This window comes from Streptomyces sp. DSM 40750 (assembly GCF_024612035.1).
Classification (GTDB): Bacteria; Actinomycetota; Actinomycetes; order Streptomycetales; family Streptomycetaceae; genus Streptomyces.
The window spans coordinates 2,259,151-2,273,451 of record NZ_CP102513.1 but is presented as its reverse complement, the minus strand read 5'-3'; the positions used below and the strand labels follow the sequence as shown (position 1 = coordinate 2,273,451).

Genomic DNA, 14,301 nt, shown 5'->3' with positions numbered 1-14,301 from the left:
CGCCATAACACCGCACACAATCCGTACGAACGAAGGAAGCTCGCCTCATGCTGCGCATCGCCGTCCCCAACAAGGGTTCCCTGTCCGGCCCTGCGGGGGAGATGCTCCATGAGGCCGGCTACCAGCAGCGCCGGGAGTCCAAGGAGCTGCGGATCGTCGACCCGGAGAACGAGGTCGAGTTCTTCTACCTCCGCCCCCGCGACATCGCGATCTACGTCTCCTCCGGCCGCCTCGACATCGGCATCACCGGCCGCGACCTGCTCATCGACTCCGGCGCCAACGCCGAGGAGATCCTGCCGCTCGGCTTCGCCCGCTCCACCTTCCGCTTCGCCACCAAGCCCGGCACGGCGGGCGACGTCGCGGACCTGACGGGCATGACGGTCGCCACCTCGTACGAGGGCATCGTCGCCAAGTACCTCGCCGACAGCGGCGTCGACGCCTCCGTCGTCCACCTCGACGGCGCCGTCGAGACCGCCATCGAACTGGGCGTCGCCGAGGTCATCGCCGACGTCGTCGAGACCGGCACCTCGCTGCGCAACGCGGGCCTGGAGGTCTTCGGCGACCCGATCATGAAGTCCGAGGCCATCGTCATCCGCCGCGTAGGCGCCGACACCTCCGCGGAGAACGAGCCCAAGGTGCAGCAGTTCCTGCGCCGCCTCCAGGGCGTCCTCGTCGCCCGGACGTACGTGATGATGGACTACGACTGCCGCGTCGAGCAGTTGGAGAAGGCCGTCGCGCTCACACCGGGCCTGGAGTCCCCGACCGTCTCGCCGCTGCACAACGAGGGCTGGGTCGCCGTGCGCGCCATGGTCCCGGCCAAGGAGGCCCAGCGGATCATGGACGACCTGTACGACATCGGTGCCCGGGCCATCCTGACCACGGCCATCCACGCCTGCCGCCTCTGACGGCCCGGGAGTCGTACGCCATGCCGGACCAGTCCGCCCTCCCCGCCCTGCCCGTCACTTTTCGGCCGGGACGCACCCGGGCCGTGCTGCTGAGCGCAGCGGGCGCGATCTTCGTGGTCATCACGGTGGTCGCGCTGCTGCTGCCGACGCTCGGTCCGGGGGAGCGGCTCAGCTTCGTCTTCACGGCGGCCATGCTCGCCGGGGTGCTGTGCACGCTGTCCCGGCCCAAGGTGGTCGCCGACGAGTCCGGTGTGACCGTCGTCAACATCGCCGGGAAGCGGCATCTCGGCTGGGCGGAGATCGTCCAGGTGAACCTGCGGGTCGGTGACCCCTGGGTCTTCCTCGACCTCACCGACGGCACCAGCCTGCCCGCGCTCGGCATCCAGCCGGGCATCGCCAAGCAGCGTGCCATCGAGGACGCCCGGACCCTGTGGGCGCTGGTGGAGGCCCGGTCGGTCACCGAGCCCGAGCAGCGTCAGGGCTGATCCGTTTCCGCTCAGGGGGCGACCCCGAGCAAGATCTGCGCCGACTCAGGGCCGCCGCCCCTGCCGTACCGGCCCATGTCTTGATTAATCTGTTGGCGGAGGCGTTTTCGTTGCGCCTCCGCCTCCGCTGTTCCGTTCCGGAAGGCGGAGGCTCCCTGCTATTCGAGGAGTGACTCCTTCCAGCGATGGACGGATCGTCCTGTAGTACCTGCGCCGCCCCCTCCCGGCATATCGAGGCGGCGGCATGACCATCCCTCTGCTGCTCCTCGGAGCCGCGTTCCTGCTGATCCTCGCCAACGGCTTCTTCGTGGCGGCCGAGTTCGGCCTCGTGACGGTCGAGCGGCCCGAGGCCGAGAAGGCCGCGGCCGAGGGCGACCGCCGGGCCCACAAGGTGGTGGACGCGCTCAAGGAGCTGTCGTTCCAGCTCTCCGGCACCCAGCTCGGCATCACCATCACCTCCCTCGTCGTCGGCATGCTCGCCGAACCGGCGCTCGCGGAGATACTCCACGGCCCCTTCACCGCCATCGGGATACCCGAAGGCGCCGTCTCCGGAGTCTCCGTGGTCGTCGGCATGCTGCTGGCCTCCGCCGTGCAGATGGTGATCGGCGAACTGGTGCCCAAGAACTGGGCGGTGTCGAAGCCGATGCAGGTCGCCCGCTTCGTCGCGGGCCCCCAGCACGTCTTCTCCCGTCTCTTCCGCCCGGTCATCGCCGGCCTCAACGCGGTCGCCAACCGACTGGTCCGCGCCTTCGGCGTCGAGCCCACCGATGAGCTGGCCTCCGCCCGCACCCCCGGCGAACTGGTCTCCCTCGCCCGACACTCGGCCCAGGCCGGCGCCCTGGAACAGGACACGGCCGACCTCTTCGTCCGGACCCTCTCCCTGGGCGAGCTGACGGCGGAGAACGTGATGACGCCGCGTGTCAAGGTCAGCGCCCTGCAGTCGTCGGCCACCGCCGAGGACGTGGTCAACCTGACCCGAGCCACCGGTCTCTCCCGCTTCCCCGTCTACCGGGAGCGGATCGACGAGATCGTCGGCATGGTCCACCTCAAGGACGCGCTCGCGATCCCGGTCCACGACCGGCTGCACACCCCGGTCGGCCGCATCGCCAAGCCCCCGCTGCTCGTCCCGGAGACGCTGCCCGTGCAGCCACTCCTGGCCCGGCTGCGCAGCGAGCAGCCCATCGCCGTCGTCGTCGACGAGTACGGCGGTACGGCAGGAGTCGTCACCCTCGAAGACATCGTCGAAGAACTGGTCGGAGAGGTGCGCGACGAGCACGACGGGCACGAAAGGCCCGAACTCGCCGCCGCCCCGCCCGAGGACGGCCGCCCCGCCTGGGACGTCGACGGCAGCTGCCGTGTCGACGTGCTCCAGCGCATAGGCCTCGACGTCCCGGAGGGCCCGTACGAGACGGTCGCCGGCCTCGTCGCCGACCTGCTCGGCCGTATCCCCGCCCCCGGCGACCGCGCGGAGCTGCCGGGCTGGCGGCTGGCCGTGCGCCAGGTCGGGCACTACCGGGCAGAGCGCGTACGGCTCGTACGGACCGCTCCCGCCATGGACACGCTCACCGTGGTGGAGGCAGCCCGATGAGCGTGCTCCAACTCCTGTTCGCCCTGCTCCTCGTACTCGCCAACGGCTTCTTCGTCGGCGCCGAGTTCGCCCTGGTCTCCGTCCGCCGCAGCCAGATCGAACCGCTGGGGACGGCGCGGGCCCGGCAGGTCCTCTACGGTCTGGAGAACCTGCCGCAGATGATGGCGGCGGCCCAGTTCGGCATCACCGTCTGCTCGCTGACGCTCGGCGCGGTGGCCGAGCCGACGGTGGCGAAGCTGCTGGAGCCGGTGTTCGAGGCGATCCATCTGCCGCACGGCGTGATCCACCCCCTCGGGTATGTGATCGCGCTGGCCGCGGTGGTCTTCCTGCACCTCGTCGTCGGCGAGATGCTGCCGAAGAACCTGGCGATGGCCGCACCGGAGAAGACGGCGCTGTGGCTGAGCCCGGCGCTGGTGGCCTTCGCCCGGCTCTGCAAGCCGGTCACCGTGGGCCTGGGGGCGTGCGCCCGCGTCGTCCTGAGGCTCTTCCACGTCGAGCCCAAGGACGAGGTCGAGGCCGTCTTCACCAGCGTCCAACTGGTTCGGCTGGTCGAGGACTCCGGCCAGGCCGGGCTGCTCGACCCCGAGGAGCAGGAACGCCTGGAGGACGCGCTGGAGCTGGGCTCCCGCCCGGTCACGGACGTCCTGCTGCAGCACGACTCCCTGGTGACGGTGGGGCCGTCGGTGACTGCGGCCCAGGTGGTGGCGTTGACCGCCCGCACGGGTTACTCCCGCTTCCCGGTGGTCGCGGAGAACGGCGCCTTCATGGGCCGCTACCTCCACGTCAAGGACGTCCTCGACCTGGAGGACTCCGACCGCGCCGTCCCCCAGCAGATCTGGCGCCCCATGACCACCCTCCGCTCCGAACTCCCCCTCGACGACGCGCTGACGGTGATGCGGCGCGCGGCCACGCACCTGGCCCAGGTGGCGGACGCCTCCGGCAAGGTGCTTGGCCTGGTCGCCCTGGAGGATGTCCTGGAGCTGCTGGTGGGCGAGGTCCGCGACCCGGCCCATCGGGAGGCTCCACCGGTTCGGGTGACGGAGCCGAGGAGCAGCGAAACCCCGGAGGAGGCCCTGGCAAGCTGATTCCGCCCGCGTGGTTCCCCGCGCCCCTTCAGAGGCGCGGGGAACCACGCGACAAGCCACACACAGCCCGCAGTCGCCCAGGAACCCCATCCACCCGAACTACATCGCCGAAGGATCCTGCGGCCCCCGCCCGGACAGGACCTCCCCGTACGCCTGCATCAGGTCCGGCAGTCGCAGCGTCGACAGATCATCCCGCGTAGGAATCGACGGATACCCCGACAGCCGCAGATCCCGGTACGCGCAGCTCTTCTCGTACAGCGTCCGCAGGAACCGCCCGTTGCCGAGCTCGTCGATCCACCCCTGGTCGACGACGTGCCCGGAGATGGAGCGCAGCTCGTCGAGGGCCTCCTCGTCCCAGACGTCACCGTTCTCGGCGGCGAGCACCTCGCCGATGGAGGTCAGCTCCAGGGGCCGGTAGGAGGGGAAGTCGACGCGGGTCGTGAAGCGGGAGGACAGACCGGGGTTCGCGGTCAGCAGCCGGTCCATGCCCTCCGGGTAACCCGCGAGGATCACGACCAGATGATCCCGGTTGTCCTCGGCCCGCTTCAGCAGAACCTGCAGCGCCTCGTCACCGTAGGCGTCGCCCTTGCCGTAGCCGGAGTTGGACAGGGAGTACGCCTCGTCCACGAACAGCACGCCACCGATCGCCGAGTCGATCAGCTCGTTGGCCTTCACGGCGGTCTGGCCGAGGTACTCGCCCACGAGATCCGCTCGCTGCGCCTCCACCAGGTGGTCCCCGCCCAGCAGCCCGAGCGCGTAGAAGACACGGCCCAGTATTCGCGCCACGGTCGTCTTCCCGGTCCCGGACGGCCCGGAGAAGACGAAGTGCCGCTTGGGCGGTTGTACAGGCAACCCCTGCCCCGTCCGCAACCGCGCCATGTTCAGCTGCGCGGACAACGCTTTGACCTGACGCTTCACCGGCTCCAGCCCGACCATCCGCTCCAGCTCCGCGAGCGCCTCCTCCAGCAGCTCCGGATCCGTCGGCCCGGCCGGCAGCGACAGCGGCGCCGCCGGCACCACGGACTTCTCCCGTACGAAGGTGTCACCGGCCTCGGGCGGCAGCCCGCCCGGCGGCGGCAGACCGGGATCCGAGACCTTCACATCCCGGCCCTCGGCGTCGAAGAACGGCTCCAGCCCGTCCCCGTCGAGCACGTCCTGCCCGATCCCGGCCAGCGCTATCGCCGCGAAGTCGCTCGCGTCGTCGTCGTACCCGTCCCCCTCGGCGATCGCCGCGAGCCGTGCGGACGTGTCCATGAAGGCGGGGTCGACCCGGTGCACGGCCCGGTAGAGCGGTAGCGCGGCGGCGCTGCGCCCCGTGCCCTCGTGGGCGCGCGCCAGCCAGTACCGCAGCTCCTTGCGCTGCGGCTGCTCGCTGCGACACCGCATCAGCGCGGCGGAGAGCAGCGGCTCGGCCTGCCCGTACGTCTCCAGCCGGACCCGGGCCATCCCGCCGAACAGGCCCGCCTCGATCCCCAGCAGTGGATCGTCGAGCAGCGGATCGGTGTGCCGGACCAGCTGCTCCCAGTCCTTGACGAGGTAGGCGCGGCAGGCGTGCAGGAAGCGCACCTGGTGGTCCGCGTCGACCGGTGGCAGCCCCGCGAGCGCCCGGTCCAGCTCGGGCACATGGCGCCCGTCCAGCCAGTGCGAGGCGTGCGCGAGGAGCAGATCACGCGGGCTCTCCAGCACCGGCTGCACCCACCAGCCCAGCCAGTACCAGGAGTTGAGGGTGCGCCGGTGCCGGGAGCGCTGTTCCCCGAAGCGCTCCCGGTGGCGGAACATCCGTAGCAGCGCGGTCGTCGTGTCCACCCGCAGCGCGTGCAGGCCGAGCCAGCCGTCGGCCATCCCGGGATCCATCCGCACCGCGGTGCGGAACTCCTCCTCCGCCTGCGGATAGGCGCCCATCGTGTAGGCGTCCACGCCTCGCAGCCAGGCGAGGTCGGCCGGAGCCTCGGGGCCCCGCGAGCCGAAGTCCATCACGTCCCCCACAAACCGTGCCCCCGTTGGAAACCGAACGGGCCGGTGCCCGTCGGCAGCCTTCGTCGAACCGCTGTGCCGCGGACGGGAGTTGCGTCGGTGCGTTGCTGCAGCCGTCCGAAGGTCGCACCTTGGGCATCGTACCTGCGGGTCGGTCGCCCTTCGAAGGGTGCCGCAGCCCTCGTCTTACGAGGTGGGAGCAGACGGGGCACATCGCGGACGGTGACCGAGGGTGAAGGAATCGTGCCTCAGTAGTTCCGGAAAACCGGAAGAAGGCAGAACGAAGCCCCCGATCACGGGGGAACAACCGGGGGCTTCGCGTCTCTGGGGCGGCATCGAATGGCCGCACATTGAGAACGTAAGTCCTGTCCGGCCCCTCGGTCAAGCCGAGTTGAGGCACGCAAGGAAGTTCTCGGACGGGGCTCTTCACAAGTTCAGCACATTGCGGATGGTCCGTCACCCTGAGTGAGGTGCGGCGCCCATCAGGGAGTCGTCACAGGCCCCCTGAGCACCTCGTACCCCATGTGTCCCGGCCGAATCAGAAGATCTGCGAACGGCCGAGAAGGATCCTCGGCGAAGTGCCGCCGTTCCGCCTTGACCCAGCCGACCCAGAAATCACTCTGTTCCGCCCCGTCCCGCGCCTGCCCCCGCGCCCAGGCCTCCTCGTCGGGCAACTCCATCCACATCAGCCGTGCCAGATGCGGACGCAGCGCGCGCCGGCCCGCGCCCACCCCCTCCACAACGATCACGGGCGCGGGCGGCAGGACGCGCGCGGGGCCGAAACCGCGTTCACTCCAGTCGTACGGGGCATAACGCGCGCTCTCCCCGCGCCGCAGCGGCTCGATCACCTGGTCCCACAGCCGTGTCGTCCACGCGAAGAGCTCCTCGTGGGTGGCGATGTCGTCGAGGTGCAGCACCGGGGCACCGCCGAGCGCGTCGGCCAGTCGTCCGGCGAAGGTGCTCTTCCCGGAGCCCGCGTGCCCGTCGACCCCGATCAGCCGGACCGGCCCGCAGGAGGGCGGCAGCAGCCGCAGCCGGGCTGCGAGGTCGTCGACGGCGGGGTCCGCGGGGGTGGGAGAGGCGTGCATACCTGGATTGAACACCGGGACGGGCGCCCCCGGAGTGCGCCAGTGGTATCGACCAATATTGGCGGGCGTGGCGAGGCACGAGGTGCTGGCAGAAGCCGTTCCCCGGCGTCCATAGTTGGCGAACAGCCGTGCGTCTGAACCGTTCCTTCCGGACAACTGGGGGTCACCCGCAGATGACGAGCCTTTCCGAGCCGTCCCGCAGGACCGTCCTGGCCGCAGCCGTCGCCACCGCCGCAGCGGCGGCCGGCGGATCGGCGGGCCCGGCGGCCGCCGACACGACAAGCGGCCGGGGCGAGGCCCCCGCCCGCACCGCGCAAGCACCAGAACGCCTTGTGGACCACCACGCCTGGACCTCGTACAGCGACTGGCGCGCCGGCCGTGCGAAGGGCACCCGGGCCAAGGCGGGGAAGCGGCCGGGCCTGGTGATCGACGCGCCGGTCGGCACCACCGACTACACCGACCCGCACACCGGGCGGACGGCCGCCTGGGAGTACGCGACCTGGACCTCCCCGGTCCACCGGCTCACCGTGCCCGCCACCGAGGTGATCGCGTCCTGGAACGCGCACACCCCCGACGGCACCTGGGTCCAGACCGAGCTGAAGGGCACGTACTCCGACGGCACGGACACGCCCTGGTACGTCCTGGGCCGGTGGGCGGCCGGCGACCAGGACATCAGACGGACCTCCGTCGACGGTCAGAAAGACGGCAAGAGCAGCATCTGGACCGACACCTTCGCGATCGACGACCCCGCCACAGGGCTGCGCCTCGCCTCGTACCGGCTGCGTCTGACCCTGTACCGCGCGCCCGGCACCCGGCTCACCCCCATGGTGTGGCGGCTGGGCGCGATGGGCTCCGACGTCCCCGACCGCTTCACGGTCCCGGCCTCCACCCCCGGGCTCGCGCGGGAGCTGAACGTCCCCCGCTACTCGCAGGAGACCCACAAGGGCCAGTACCCCGAGTACGACAACGGCGGCGAGGCCTGGTGCAGCCCGACCTCCTCGCAGATGATCATAGAGTTCTGGGGCCGGAAGCCCAGTGCCGCGGACCTGGCCTGGGTCAATCCGGAGTACGCGGACCCGCAGGTGTGCCACGCGGCGCGGTTCACCTTCGACTACCAGTACGAGGGCTGCGGCAACTGGCCCTTCAACGCCGCGTACGCCGCCACGTACAAGGACCTCCAGGGCGTGGTGACCAGGCTCGGCTCGCTCAGCGATCTCGAGACGCTGATCGCGGCGGGCATCCCGGCGATCACCTCCCAGTCGTTCCTCGCCGAGGAGCTGACGGGGGCCGGCTATGGCACGGCCGGGCATCTGATGACGGTGATCGGCTTCACCGCCGAGGGTGACGTCATCGCCAACGACCCGAACTCGCCGACCAACGAGGCGGTGCGCCGGATCTACCGGCGGCGCGAGTGGGAGAACATCTGGCTGCGGACCAAGCGGTACAACGCCGCCGGCAAGGTCGTCTCCGGCACCGGCGGCGTCTGCTACCTGTACTTCCCGGCACGGCCCACGGCCCGCCAGCGCGCGGCGCTCGCGGCGGTGGGAGTGCACTGACGCCGTGCGGCCCCCGGTCTTCCGGGGGCCGCGCCGTCGTGTGACCAAGCTCTCGGCGGCGAACCGCCCATGCGATGGCAAGGTGGACGGAAAGGTGGGGGAACCCACCGCGCGCCGACCACACCAGCGAGCTGCCATGACCGCGACCTCCGCCTCCGCCACCCGCGTCCGTACCCGTACGGGCGGTCCCGAGGACGACGGCCCGAAGATCGTCGAGCATGTGATGGGCTGGACCCTGGTCGTGGTGGTCGCGATGCTGGTGACCCAGCTGGGTCTGCTGTGACCTGATTCCCCGGCTCGATTCTGTCGATCAGAGTCGAACAAGCTGGTGGTGAGGGTCTGCCATACTGCGGTTGTCCCGCTGGCAGTCGGAGACCAGGACCGAAATTGAATGGTAGTCAACAGCGCGGTGTCGAACCGCCGCGGGCCCGCGGCACCGACCGCTCGTTAGCTCGCCGCGCCGAACTCATCTCCATCGGGCGGAAGTTGTTCGCCGACACGTCGTACGACACGTTGTCGATGGACGACATCGCGCGGCAGGCGCATGTGGCCAAGGGACTGATCTACTACTACTTCAAGTCCAAGCGCGGCTACTACCTCGCGATCGTCGAGGACTCGGTGGCCGATCTGGTCACGTTCGCCGCGAGCGGCCTCCAACTGCCGCCCGTGGAGCGGGTGCACCGCACCATTGACGGCTATCTGCGCTACGCGGAGGACAACCAGGCCGCCTACCGCACGATCGTCAGCGGCGGCGTCGGCTTCGACACCCAGGTGCACGCCATCCGGGACGGCGTCCGCGAGACGATCGTCGCCACCATCGCCGAGGGCGCGTACGGCAGGAGCGACATCGAACCGGTGGCCCGTATGGGCCTGTTCGGCTGGGTGTGCGCGGTCGAGGGTGCCACCCTCGACTGGATCGACCGCCCGGAACTGCCCCGCGACACCATGCGCGACCTGCTCGTCAAGATGCTGGGCGGCTCGCTGCGCGCCATCGAGGAGCTCGCGCCGGCGTATCTCGCGCCGGAGCCCGCCCGCCGGGACACCTGAGTTCCACGGCCGGCGACATCCGGGCAACGCGCTCGGGGTGGGGATCCGCCGACCGACCCCCACCCCAAGTCCCCCGTTGTGGCGGCTAGTTGATCGCCTTGATCAGCTCACCGTTCGCCGTGTCGCCGCTCAGCTCCCAGAAGAAGGTGCCCCCGAGGCCCTGCGCCTCCTTGTAGGCCATCTTCCCCGCGATGGTCTGCGGAGTGTCGTAACTCCACCAGTCGTCACCGCACTTGGCGTACGCGGTGCCGCCGACCGTCCCGTTGGCCGGGCAGGTCGTCTTGAGCACCTTGTAGTCCTCGTAGCCCGCCTCGTACGTCCCCGCTGCCGGGCCGGTCGCCGTGCCGCCGGGCGCCGACTGGGTGACGCCGGTCCAGCCACGCCCGTAGAAGCCGATGCCGAGCAGCAGCTTCGAGGACGGGATGCCGAGGCTCTTCAGCTTCGTGATGGTGGCGGAGGCGTTGAACGCCGGGTTGGCGATGCCGGGGTACGGGGTCAGCGGCGAGTGCGGGGCCGTGGTCGCGTCCCAGGCGCCGAAGTAGTCGTACGTCATCGGGTTGTACCAGTCGACGAACCGTGCCGCGCCCGCGTAGTTCGCCGCGTCGATCTTGCCGCCGCTCGACGCGTCGGCTGTGATGGCCGCGGTGACCAGCTGGTTCTTGCCGAACCGGCCGCGCAGCGCCGCCATCAGGTCCTCGAAGGCGTCCCTACCGCTGGTGTCGCAGGTGAGGCCACAGGCGTTGGGGTACTCCCAGTCGATGTCGATGCCGTCGAAGACGTCCGCCCACTTGGAGTTCTCGACGAGGTCGTAGCAGGACTTCGCGAAGGCCCCCGGGTCCTTCGCGGCCTCGCCGAAGCCGCCGGACCAGGTCCAGCCGCCGAACGACCAGACGATCTTGAGGTTCGGGTGCAGCTTCTTGAGCTTGCGCAGCTGGTTGAAGTTGCCGCTCAGCGGCTGGTCGGCGGTGTCGGCGACGCCGTCCACGGACTCCTCGGCGGTGAACGGCTTGTCGGTGTCCGCCCAGGCGTCGCCCATCGTGCACTTGCCGTCGACGACGTTGCCGAAGGCGTAGTTGATGTGCGTGAGCTTCTTCGCCGAGCCGGACGTCTCGATGTTCTTGACGTAGTACTGGCGGCCGTAGATGCCCCAGTCGATGAAGTAGCCGACAACCTTCGAGTCGGCGGCGTCGGTCGCGCCGGCCGCGTGGGGCATGGAGCCGGGCTTCGCGGGAGTGGCGGTCGCGGTGCCCGCGCCGGCGAGGAGCCCGGCGCCAAGGACGGCGCAACATGTGGCGGCGACAAGGGGCCTGACGGGGACGCGGGGGCTGTGCGGTCTGAGCATCGTGACTCCGGAGGAGGGGAGCAAGGAGGGGAAGGTGCTGCCTGGACCTGCTGTGCCGATTGGCCTGAACGCGGTGACGCGTTGCTGGGGCAGACCGTAGAGGACTAGACCACTGGGGTCAATGGTTCGGACCAATTGCGGCGAGGGCGTGGCGGGCTGCCGAATGTGTCCTAATGAACGGTCGTTAACTGGTGACTCGCTGCTCCGGATCGGGCATACTCCAAGCGCCACCGCCGCTGATCAGCGGCTTCCGTGATCCGGAGGAGGACCATCGGCTGTGGCACGTGAGACCCGGCGGCACCACTTCATCCCCGGTGCGTGTCCGCCGCAGTGCCCGACAGGGAGGAGAGCGTTGCCATGCCCGACCGCGCCCCGCAGCCGGTGGACCGTCAACTGCCCACGGAAGAGGCCCGGGATCTGATCTCGCTCGTCCGCGAGATCGCGCAGCGGGAGATCGCCCCGCACGCGGCCGAGGAGGAGGAAGCCGGTCGCTTCCCGCGCGAACTCTTCGGCCTGCTCTCGGAGTCGGGACTCCTCGGCCTGCCGTACGACTCGGAACACGGCGGCGGTGACCAGCCGTACGAGGTCTACCTCCAGGCCCTGGAGGAGCTCGCCGCGGCCCGCCTCACCGTCGGCCTCGGCGTGAGCGTCCACACTCTCGCCTGCCACGCCCTCGCCAATTACGGCACCAAGGAGCAGCAGGTCGAGCACCTGCCGTCGATGCTCGGTGGCGGCCTGCTCGGCGCGTACTGCCTCTCCGAGCCGTCGTCCGGCTCGGACGCCGCGTCCCTGCGCACGAAGGCCGTCCGGGACGGCGACGAGTGGGTGATCACCGGTACCAAGGCCTGGATCACCCATGGCGGCATCGCCGACTTCTACACGGTCATGGCTCGCACGGGCGGCGAGGGCTCCCGGGGCATCACGGCCTTCCTGGTGCCCGGCGACGCCGAGGGGCTGAGTGCCGCGGCGCCCGAGAAGAAGATGGGCATGAAGGGCTCGCCCACCGCGCAGCTCCACTTCGACGGGGTACGCGTCTCCGACAGCAGGCGCTTGGGTGAGGAGGGCCAGGGCTTCGCGATCGCCCTGTCCGCGCTCGACTCCGGGCGGCTGGGCATCGCGGCCTGCGCGGTCGGCGTGGCCCAGGCGGCCCTGGACGAGGCGGTCGCCTACGCCACCGGGCGGCAGCAGTTCGGGCGGCCGATCTCCGACTTCCAGGGACTGCGCTTCATGCTCGCGGACATGGCGACCCAGACAGAGGCGGGCCGGGCGCTCTACCTCTCCGCCGCACGGCTGCGCGACGCGGGCAGGCCCTTCTCCAAGCAGGCGGCCATGGCGAAGCTGCTGTGCACCGACACCGCGATGAAGGTCACCACGGACGCCGTCCAGATCCTCGGCGGGTACGGCTACACGGCGGACTTCCCCACCGAGCGGTACATGCGCGAGGCCAAGGTGCTCCAGATCGTCGAGGGCACCAATCAGATCCAGCGCATGGTCATCGCCCGTCACCTCGCGGGGCCCGAGTCACGCTGAAGGAGCCACGGGAGGAGCCGGGCACGGTGAAGGGCTCCAGGGTGGTGCCGAACTGGTTGATGCCGCTCGGCGGCGTCGCCAGTCGGGCCCACTCCGGATCGTGACGCCCCGGCAAGGTGCGGCCCCGGTCGGCCCAAGTCCGCATCAGGGCCCGGTAGATCGGCGGGTCCTGCGGCTGGGCCGACTTCTGCGGAAGCGATTCTGCCGAAGCCGGCACGAACACGTGACGCCGACGCCCGTCCACCGAAAATGTAGGAGTCATACCGGGCCAACGCGTGTGAGGGCGAGCCGGTCACCGCTTCCGGGAATCGCGCCTGAGTTCGCGCCAGGACCGAACGGGGCATGACGAGCCCCGGCCGCCGGACGTGCTGAACCTGCACCATGGCAGCGTGTGTGACGCCATGGTGCGGGGGCGACTGCTGGGAACGGATCCTCCGGTACGGCCGCGTCGGCTCAGCGGGAGAGCACGGACGCGACGGGCCGAACAGGCCCTGGAATCAGGCGGCCTGACGCCTCATCATCGGCACGCGCAGCGGGCGCGAGCCCGGGCCGCCGACGTGTGAGAAGGGCTGTGTCCGCCAGTCGAGGCCCTGCGGGAGCGTCAGCAGAAGGGCGGTGTCCTGCTCCTGCGGCTCGACGGACTCGTCCGCGGGCCGGGCGTCGTCGGCCGAACGGCCCGTACCGGCGCAGACCGTGAGCCCGAACGGGTTCCACGGCGACACGACCAGCGCGTGCTCCGGCAGCGTGTCCTCGTCGGACAGCAGGGCGATGGGCTGAGCGCAGTCCGGGCAGATCACCCGGTACATCTCGAAGGTGTCGTACGCGTCGAACTCGTCGTCCGGTTCGACGCCCTCCGGCTCGGGCTCGATGACCGCCTGGAGACGCTTGGGTGCGGTACGACCAGGGCGCTTAAGACTCTGCATGGATTCTCCCCCTCGGGCTGGGCCGTGTAGGCGCTGCGGCCTCGACCACAGCAAGCACTTCCCGCCCCGTCTCGGCGGTAATCACGAGATCATCACGCAGCCTGTTCGGGCGCTGTGGTCTTCGTCACATGCCGCCCGCAGATGCCCGGCGTGGTGGCGCTGTCACCCATATGGCGCACAGGTGGCTCTCAGCCACATCACGAACCGGGCATGACCTGCGCCGCTCAGGTACCGGAGGAGATCAACCGCACTGTAGGTTCTTGCGCCATGGAGGAGCTGGACCGACAGATCGTGCAGCTGCTCGTCGCGGACGGGCGGATGAGCTACACCGACCTGGGCAAGGCCACGGGCCTGTCCACGTCGGCGGTGCATCAGCGCGTGCGCCGACTTGAGCAGCGTGGCGTCATCCGGGGCTATGCCGCGGTCGTCGACCCCGAGGCCGTCGGGCTGCCGATGACCGCCTTCATCTCGGTCAAACCCTTCGACCCCAGCGCACCCGACGACATCGCCGAACGCCTCGCCGGCGTTCCGGAGATCGAGGCCTGCCACAGCGTCGCCGGCGACGAGAACTACATCCTCAAGGTCCGCGTGGCGACCCCCCACGAGCTGGAGGAACTGCTGGCACGGTTGCGGTCCCTGGCAGGGGTGTCGACGCGGACGACGGTGGTGCTGTCCACGCCGTACGAGGCGAGGCCGCCGAGGATCTGACGGTGCCGGTACCGCCGGTGCGGGTGCCCGTGGTGCTGGGACCGTTGCCGCCAACCGCGGGGGAGGCCGG

The 14,301-nt window shown here is 70.2% G+C and carries 14 protein-coding genes; 9 read left to right on the top strand and 5 right to left on the bottom strand.

Annotation, left to right across the window (positions count from 1 at the left end; all coding sequences use genetic code 11):
* Positions 1–47: 47 nt before the first annotated feature.
* The 4 genes from hisG (at position 48) to JIX55_RS10115 (ending at position 4,063) form a co-directional block, all read left to right on the top strand.
* Positions 48–905, top strand: coding sequence for an ATP phosphoribosyltransferase (gene hisG, locus JIX55_RS10130; protein WP_257562975.1), 858 nt, complete (start codon positions 48–50; stop codon positions 903–905).
* A gap of 20 nt (positions 906–925) precedes the next feature.
* A complete protein-coding gene (locus JIX55_RS10125; RefSeq protein WP_257562974.1) occupies positions 926–1,390 on the top strand; it encodes a PH domain-containing protein in 465 nt (154 codons plus the stop codon).
* A gap of 244 nt (positions 1,391–1,634) precedes the next feature.
* Entirely contained in the window at positions 1,635–2,978 is a 1,344-nt protein-coding gene (locus JIX55_RS10120; RefSeq protein ID WP_257562973.1) for a hemolysin family protein, read from the top strand.
* Positions 2,975–4,063 carry a hemolysin family protein gene (locus JIX55_RS10115; protein ID WP_257562972.1) on the top strand — a complete coding sequence of 363 codons (1,089 nt, stop codon included), beginning with the start codon at positions 2,975–2,977 and terminating at the stop codon, positions 4,061–4,063. The genes JIX55_RS10120 and JIX55_RS10115 overlap by 4 nt, the downstream gene beginning before the upstream one ends.
* Before the next feature lie 99 nt (positions 4,064–4,162).
* On the opposite strand, the gene JIX55_RS10110 is transcribed toward JIX55_RS10115, so the two are convergent.
* Both JIX55_RS10110 and JIX55_RS10105 read right to left on the bottom strand, forming a co-directional pair.
* Positions 4,163–6,037, bottom strand: a complete 1,875-nt coding sequence (locus JIX55_RS10110) for an AAA family ATPase (RefSeq protein WP_257562971.1) — start codon at positions 6,035–6,037, stop codon at positions 4,163–4,165.
* Between the two features lie 482 nt (positions 6,038–6,519).
* Positions 6,520–7,125 (bottom strand): uridine kinase family protein, encoded by a 606-nt coding sequence (locus JIX55_RS10105; RefSeq protein ID WP_257562970.1) that lies wholly within the window; start codon positions 7,123–7,125, stop codon positions 6,520–6,522.
* A gap of 173 nt (positions 7,126–7,298) precedes the next feature.
* Between JIX55_RS10105 and JIX55_RS10100 the strand changes: the two genes are divergently transcribed.
* The 3 genes from JIX55_RS10100 (at position 7,299) to JIX55_RS10090 (ending at position 9,728) form a co-directional block, all read left to right on the top strand.
* Complete coding sequence (locus tag JIX55_RS10100; protein WP_257562969.1) at positions 7,299–8,681, top strand: peptidase C39 family protein; 1,383 nt, start codon at positions 7,299–7,301, stop codon at positions 8,679–8,681.
* A 136-nt stretch (positions 8,682–8,817) separates the two neighbouring features.
* Complete coding sequence (locus JIX55_RS10095) at positions 8,818–8,964, top strand: SCO1431 family membrane protein (RefSeq protein ID WP_257562968.1); 147 nt, start codon at positions 8,818–8,820, stop codon at positions 8,962–8,964.
* 104 nt (positions 8,965–9,068) lie between these two features.
* The gene (locus tag JIX55_RS10090) at positions 9,069–9,728 is read left to right on the top strand and encodes a TetR/AcrR family transcriptional regulator (RefSeq protein WP_257562967.1); all 660 of its coding nucleotides are present in this window, start codon (positions 9,069–9,071) and stop codon (positions 9,726–9,728) included.
* Positions 9,729–9,813: 85 nt separating this feature from the next.
* Here JIX55_RS10090 and JIX55_RS10085 read toward each other — a convergent pair whose 3' ends face one another.
* Positions 9,814–11,070, bottom strand: a complete 1,257-nt coding sequence (locus JIX55_RS10085; RefSeq protein WP_257562966.1) for a glycoside hydrolase family 18 protein — start codon at positions 11,068–11,070, stop codon at positions 9,814–9,816.
* A 357-nt stretch (positions 11,071–11,427) separates the two neighbouring features.
* Between JIX55_RS10085 and JIX55_RS10080 the strand changes: the two genes are divergently transcribed.
* Positions 11,428–12,600 (top strand): acyl-CoA dehydrogenase family protein, encoded by a 1,173-nt coding sequence (locus tag JIX55_RS10080; RefSeq protein ID WP_257562965.1) that lies wholly within the window; start codon positions 11,428–11,430, stop codon positions 12,598–12,600.
* On the opposite strand, the gene JIX55_RS10075 is transcribed toward JIX55_RS10080, so the two are convergent.
* Together JIX55_RS10075 and JIX55_RS10070 are read right to left on the bottom strand one after the other, a co-directional pair.
* Complete coding sequence (locus JIX55_RS10075; RefSeq protein ID WP_257562964.1) at positions 12,563–12,862, bottom strand: hypothetical protein; 300 nt, start codon at positions 12,860–12,862, stop codon at positions 12,563–12,565. The genes JIX55_RS10080 and JIX55_RS10075 overlap by 38 nt on opposite strands.
* Before the next feature lie 235 nt (positions 12,863–13,097).
* A complete protein-coding gene (locus tag JIX55_RS10070) occupies positions 13,098–13,523 on the bottom strand; it encodes a hypothetical protein (RefSeq protein ID WP_257562963.1) in 426 nt (141 codons plus the stop codon).
* A gap of 267 nt (positions 13,524–13,790) precedes the next feature.
* On the opposite strand from JIX55_RS10070, the gene JIX55_RS10065 reads away from it, so the two are divergent.
* Positions 13,791–14,231, top strand: coding sequence for an Lrp/AsnC family transcriptional regulator (locus JIX55_RS10065; RefSeq protein ID WP_033532524.1), 441 nt, complete (start codon positions 13,791–13,793; stop codon positions 14,229–14,231).
* Positions 14,232–14,301 lie beyond the last annotated feature (70 nt).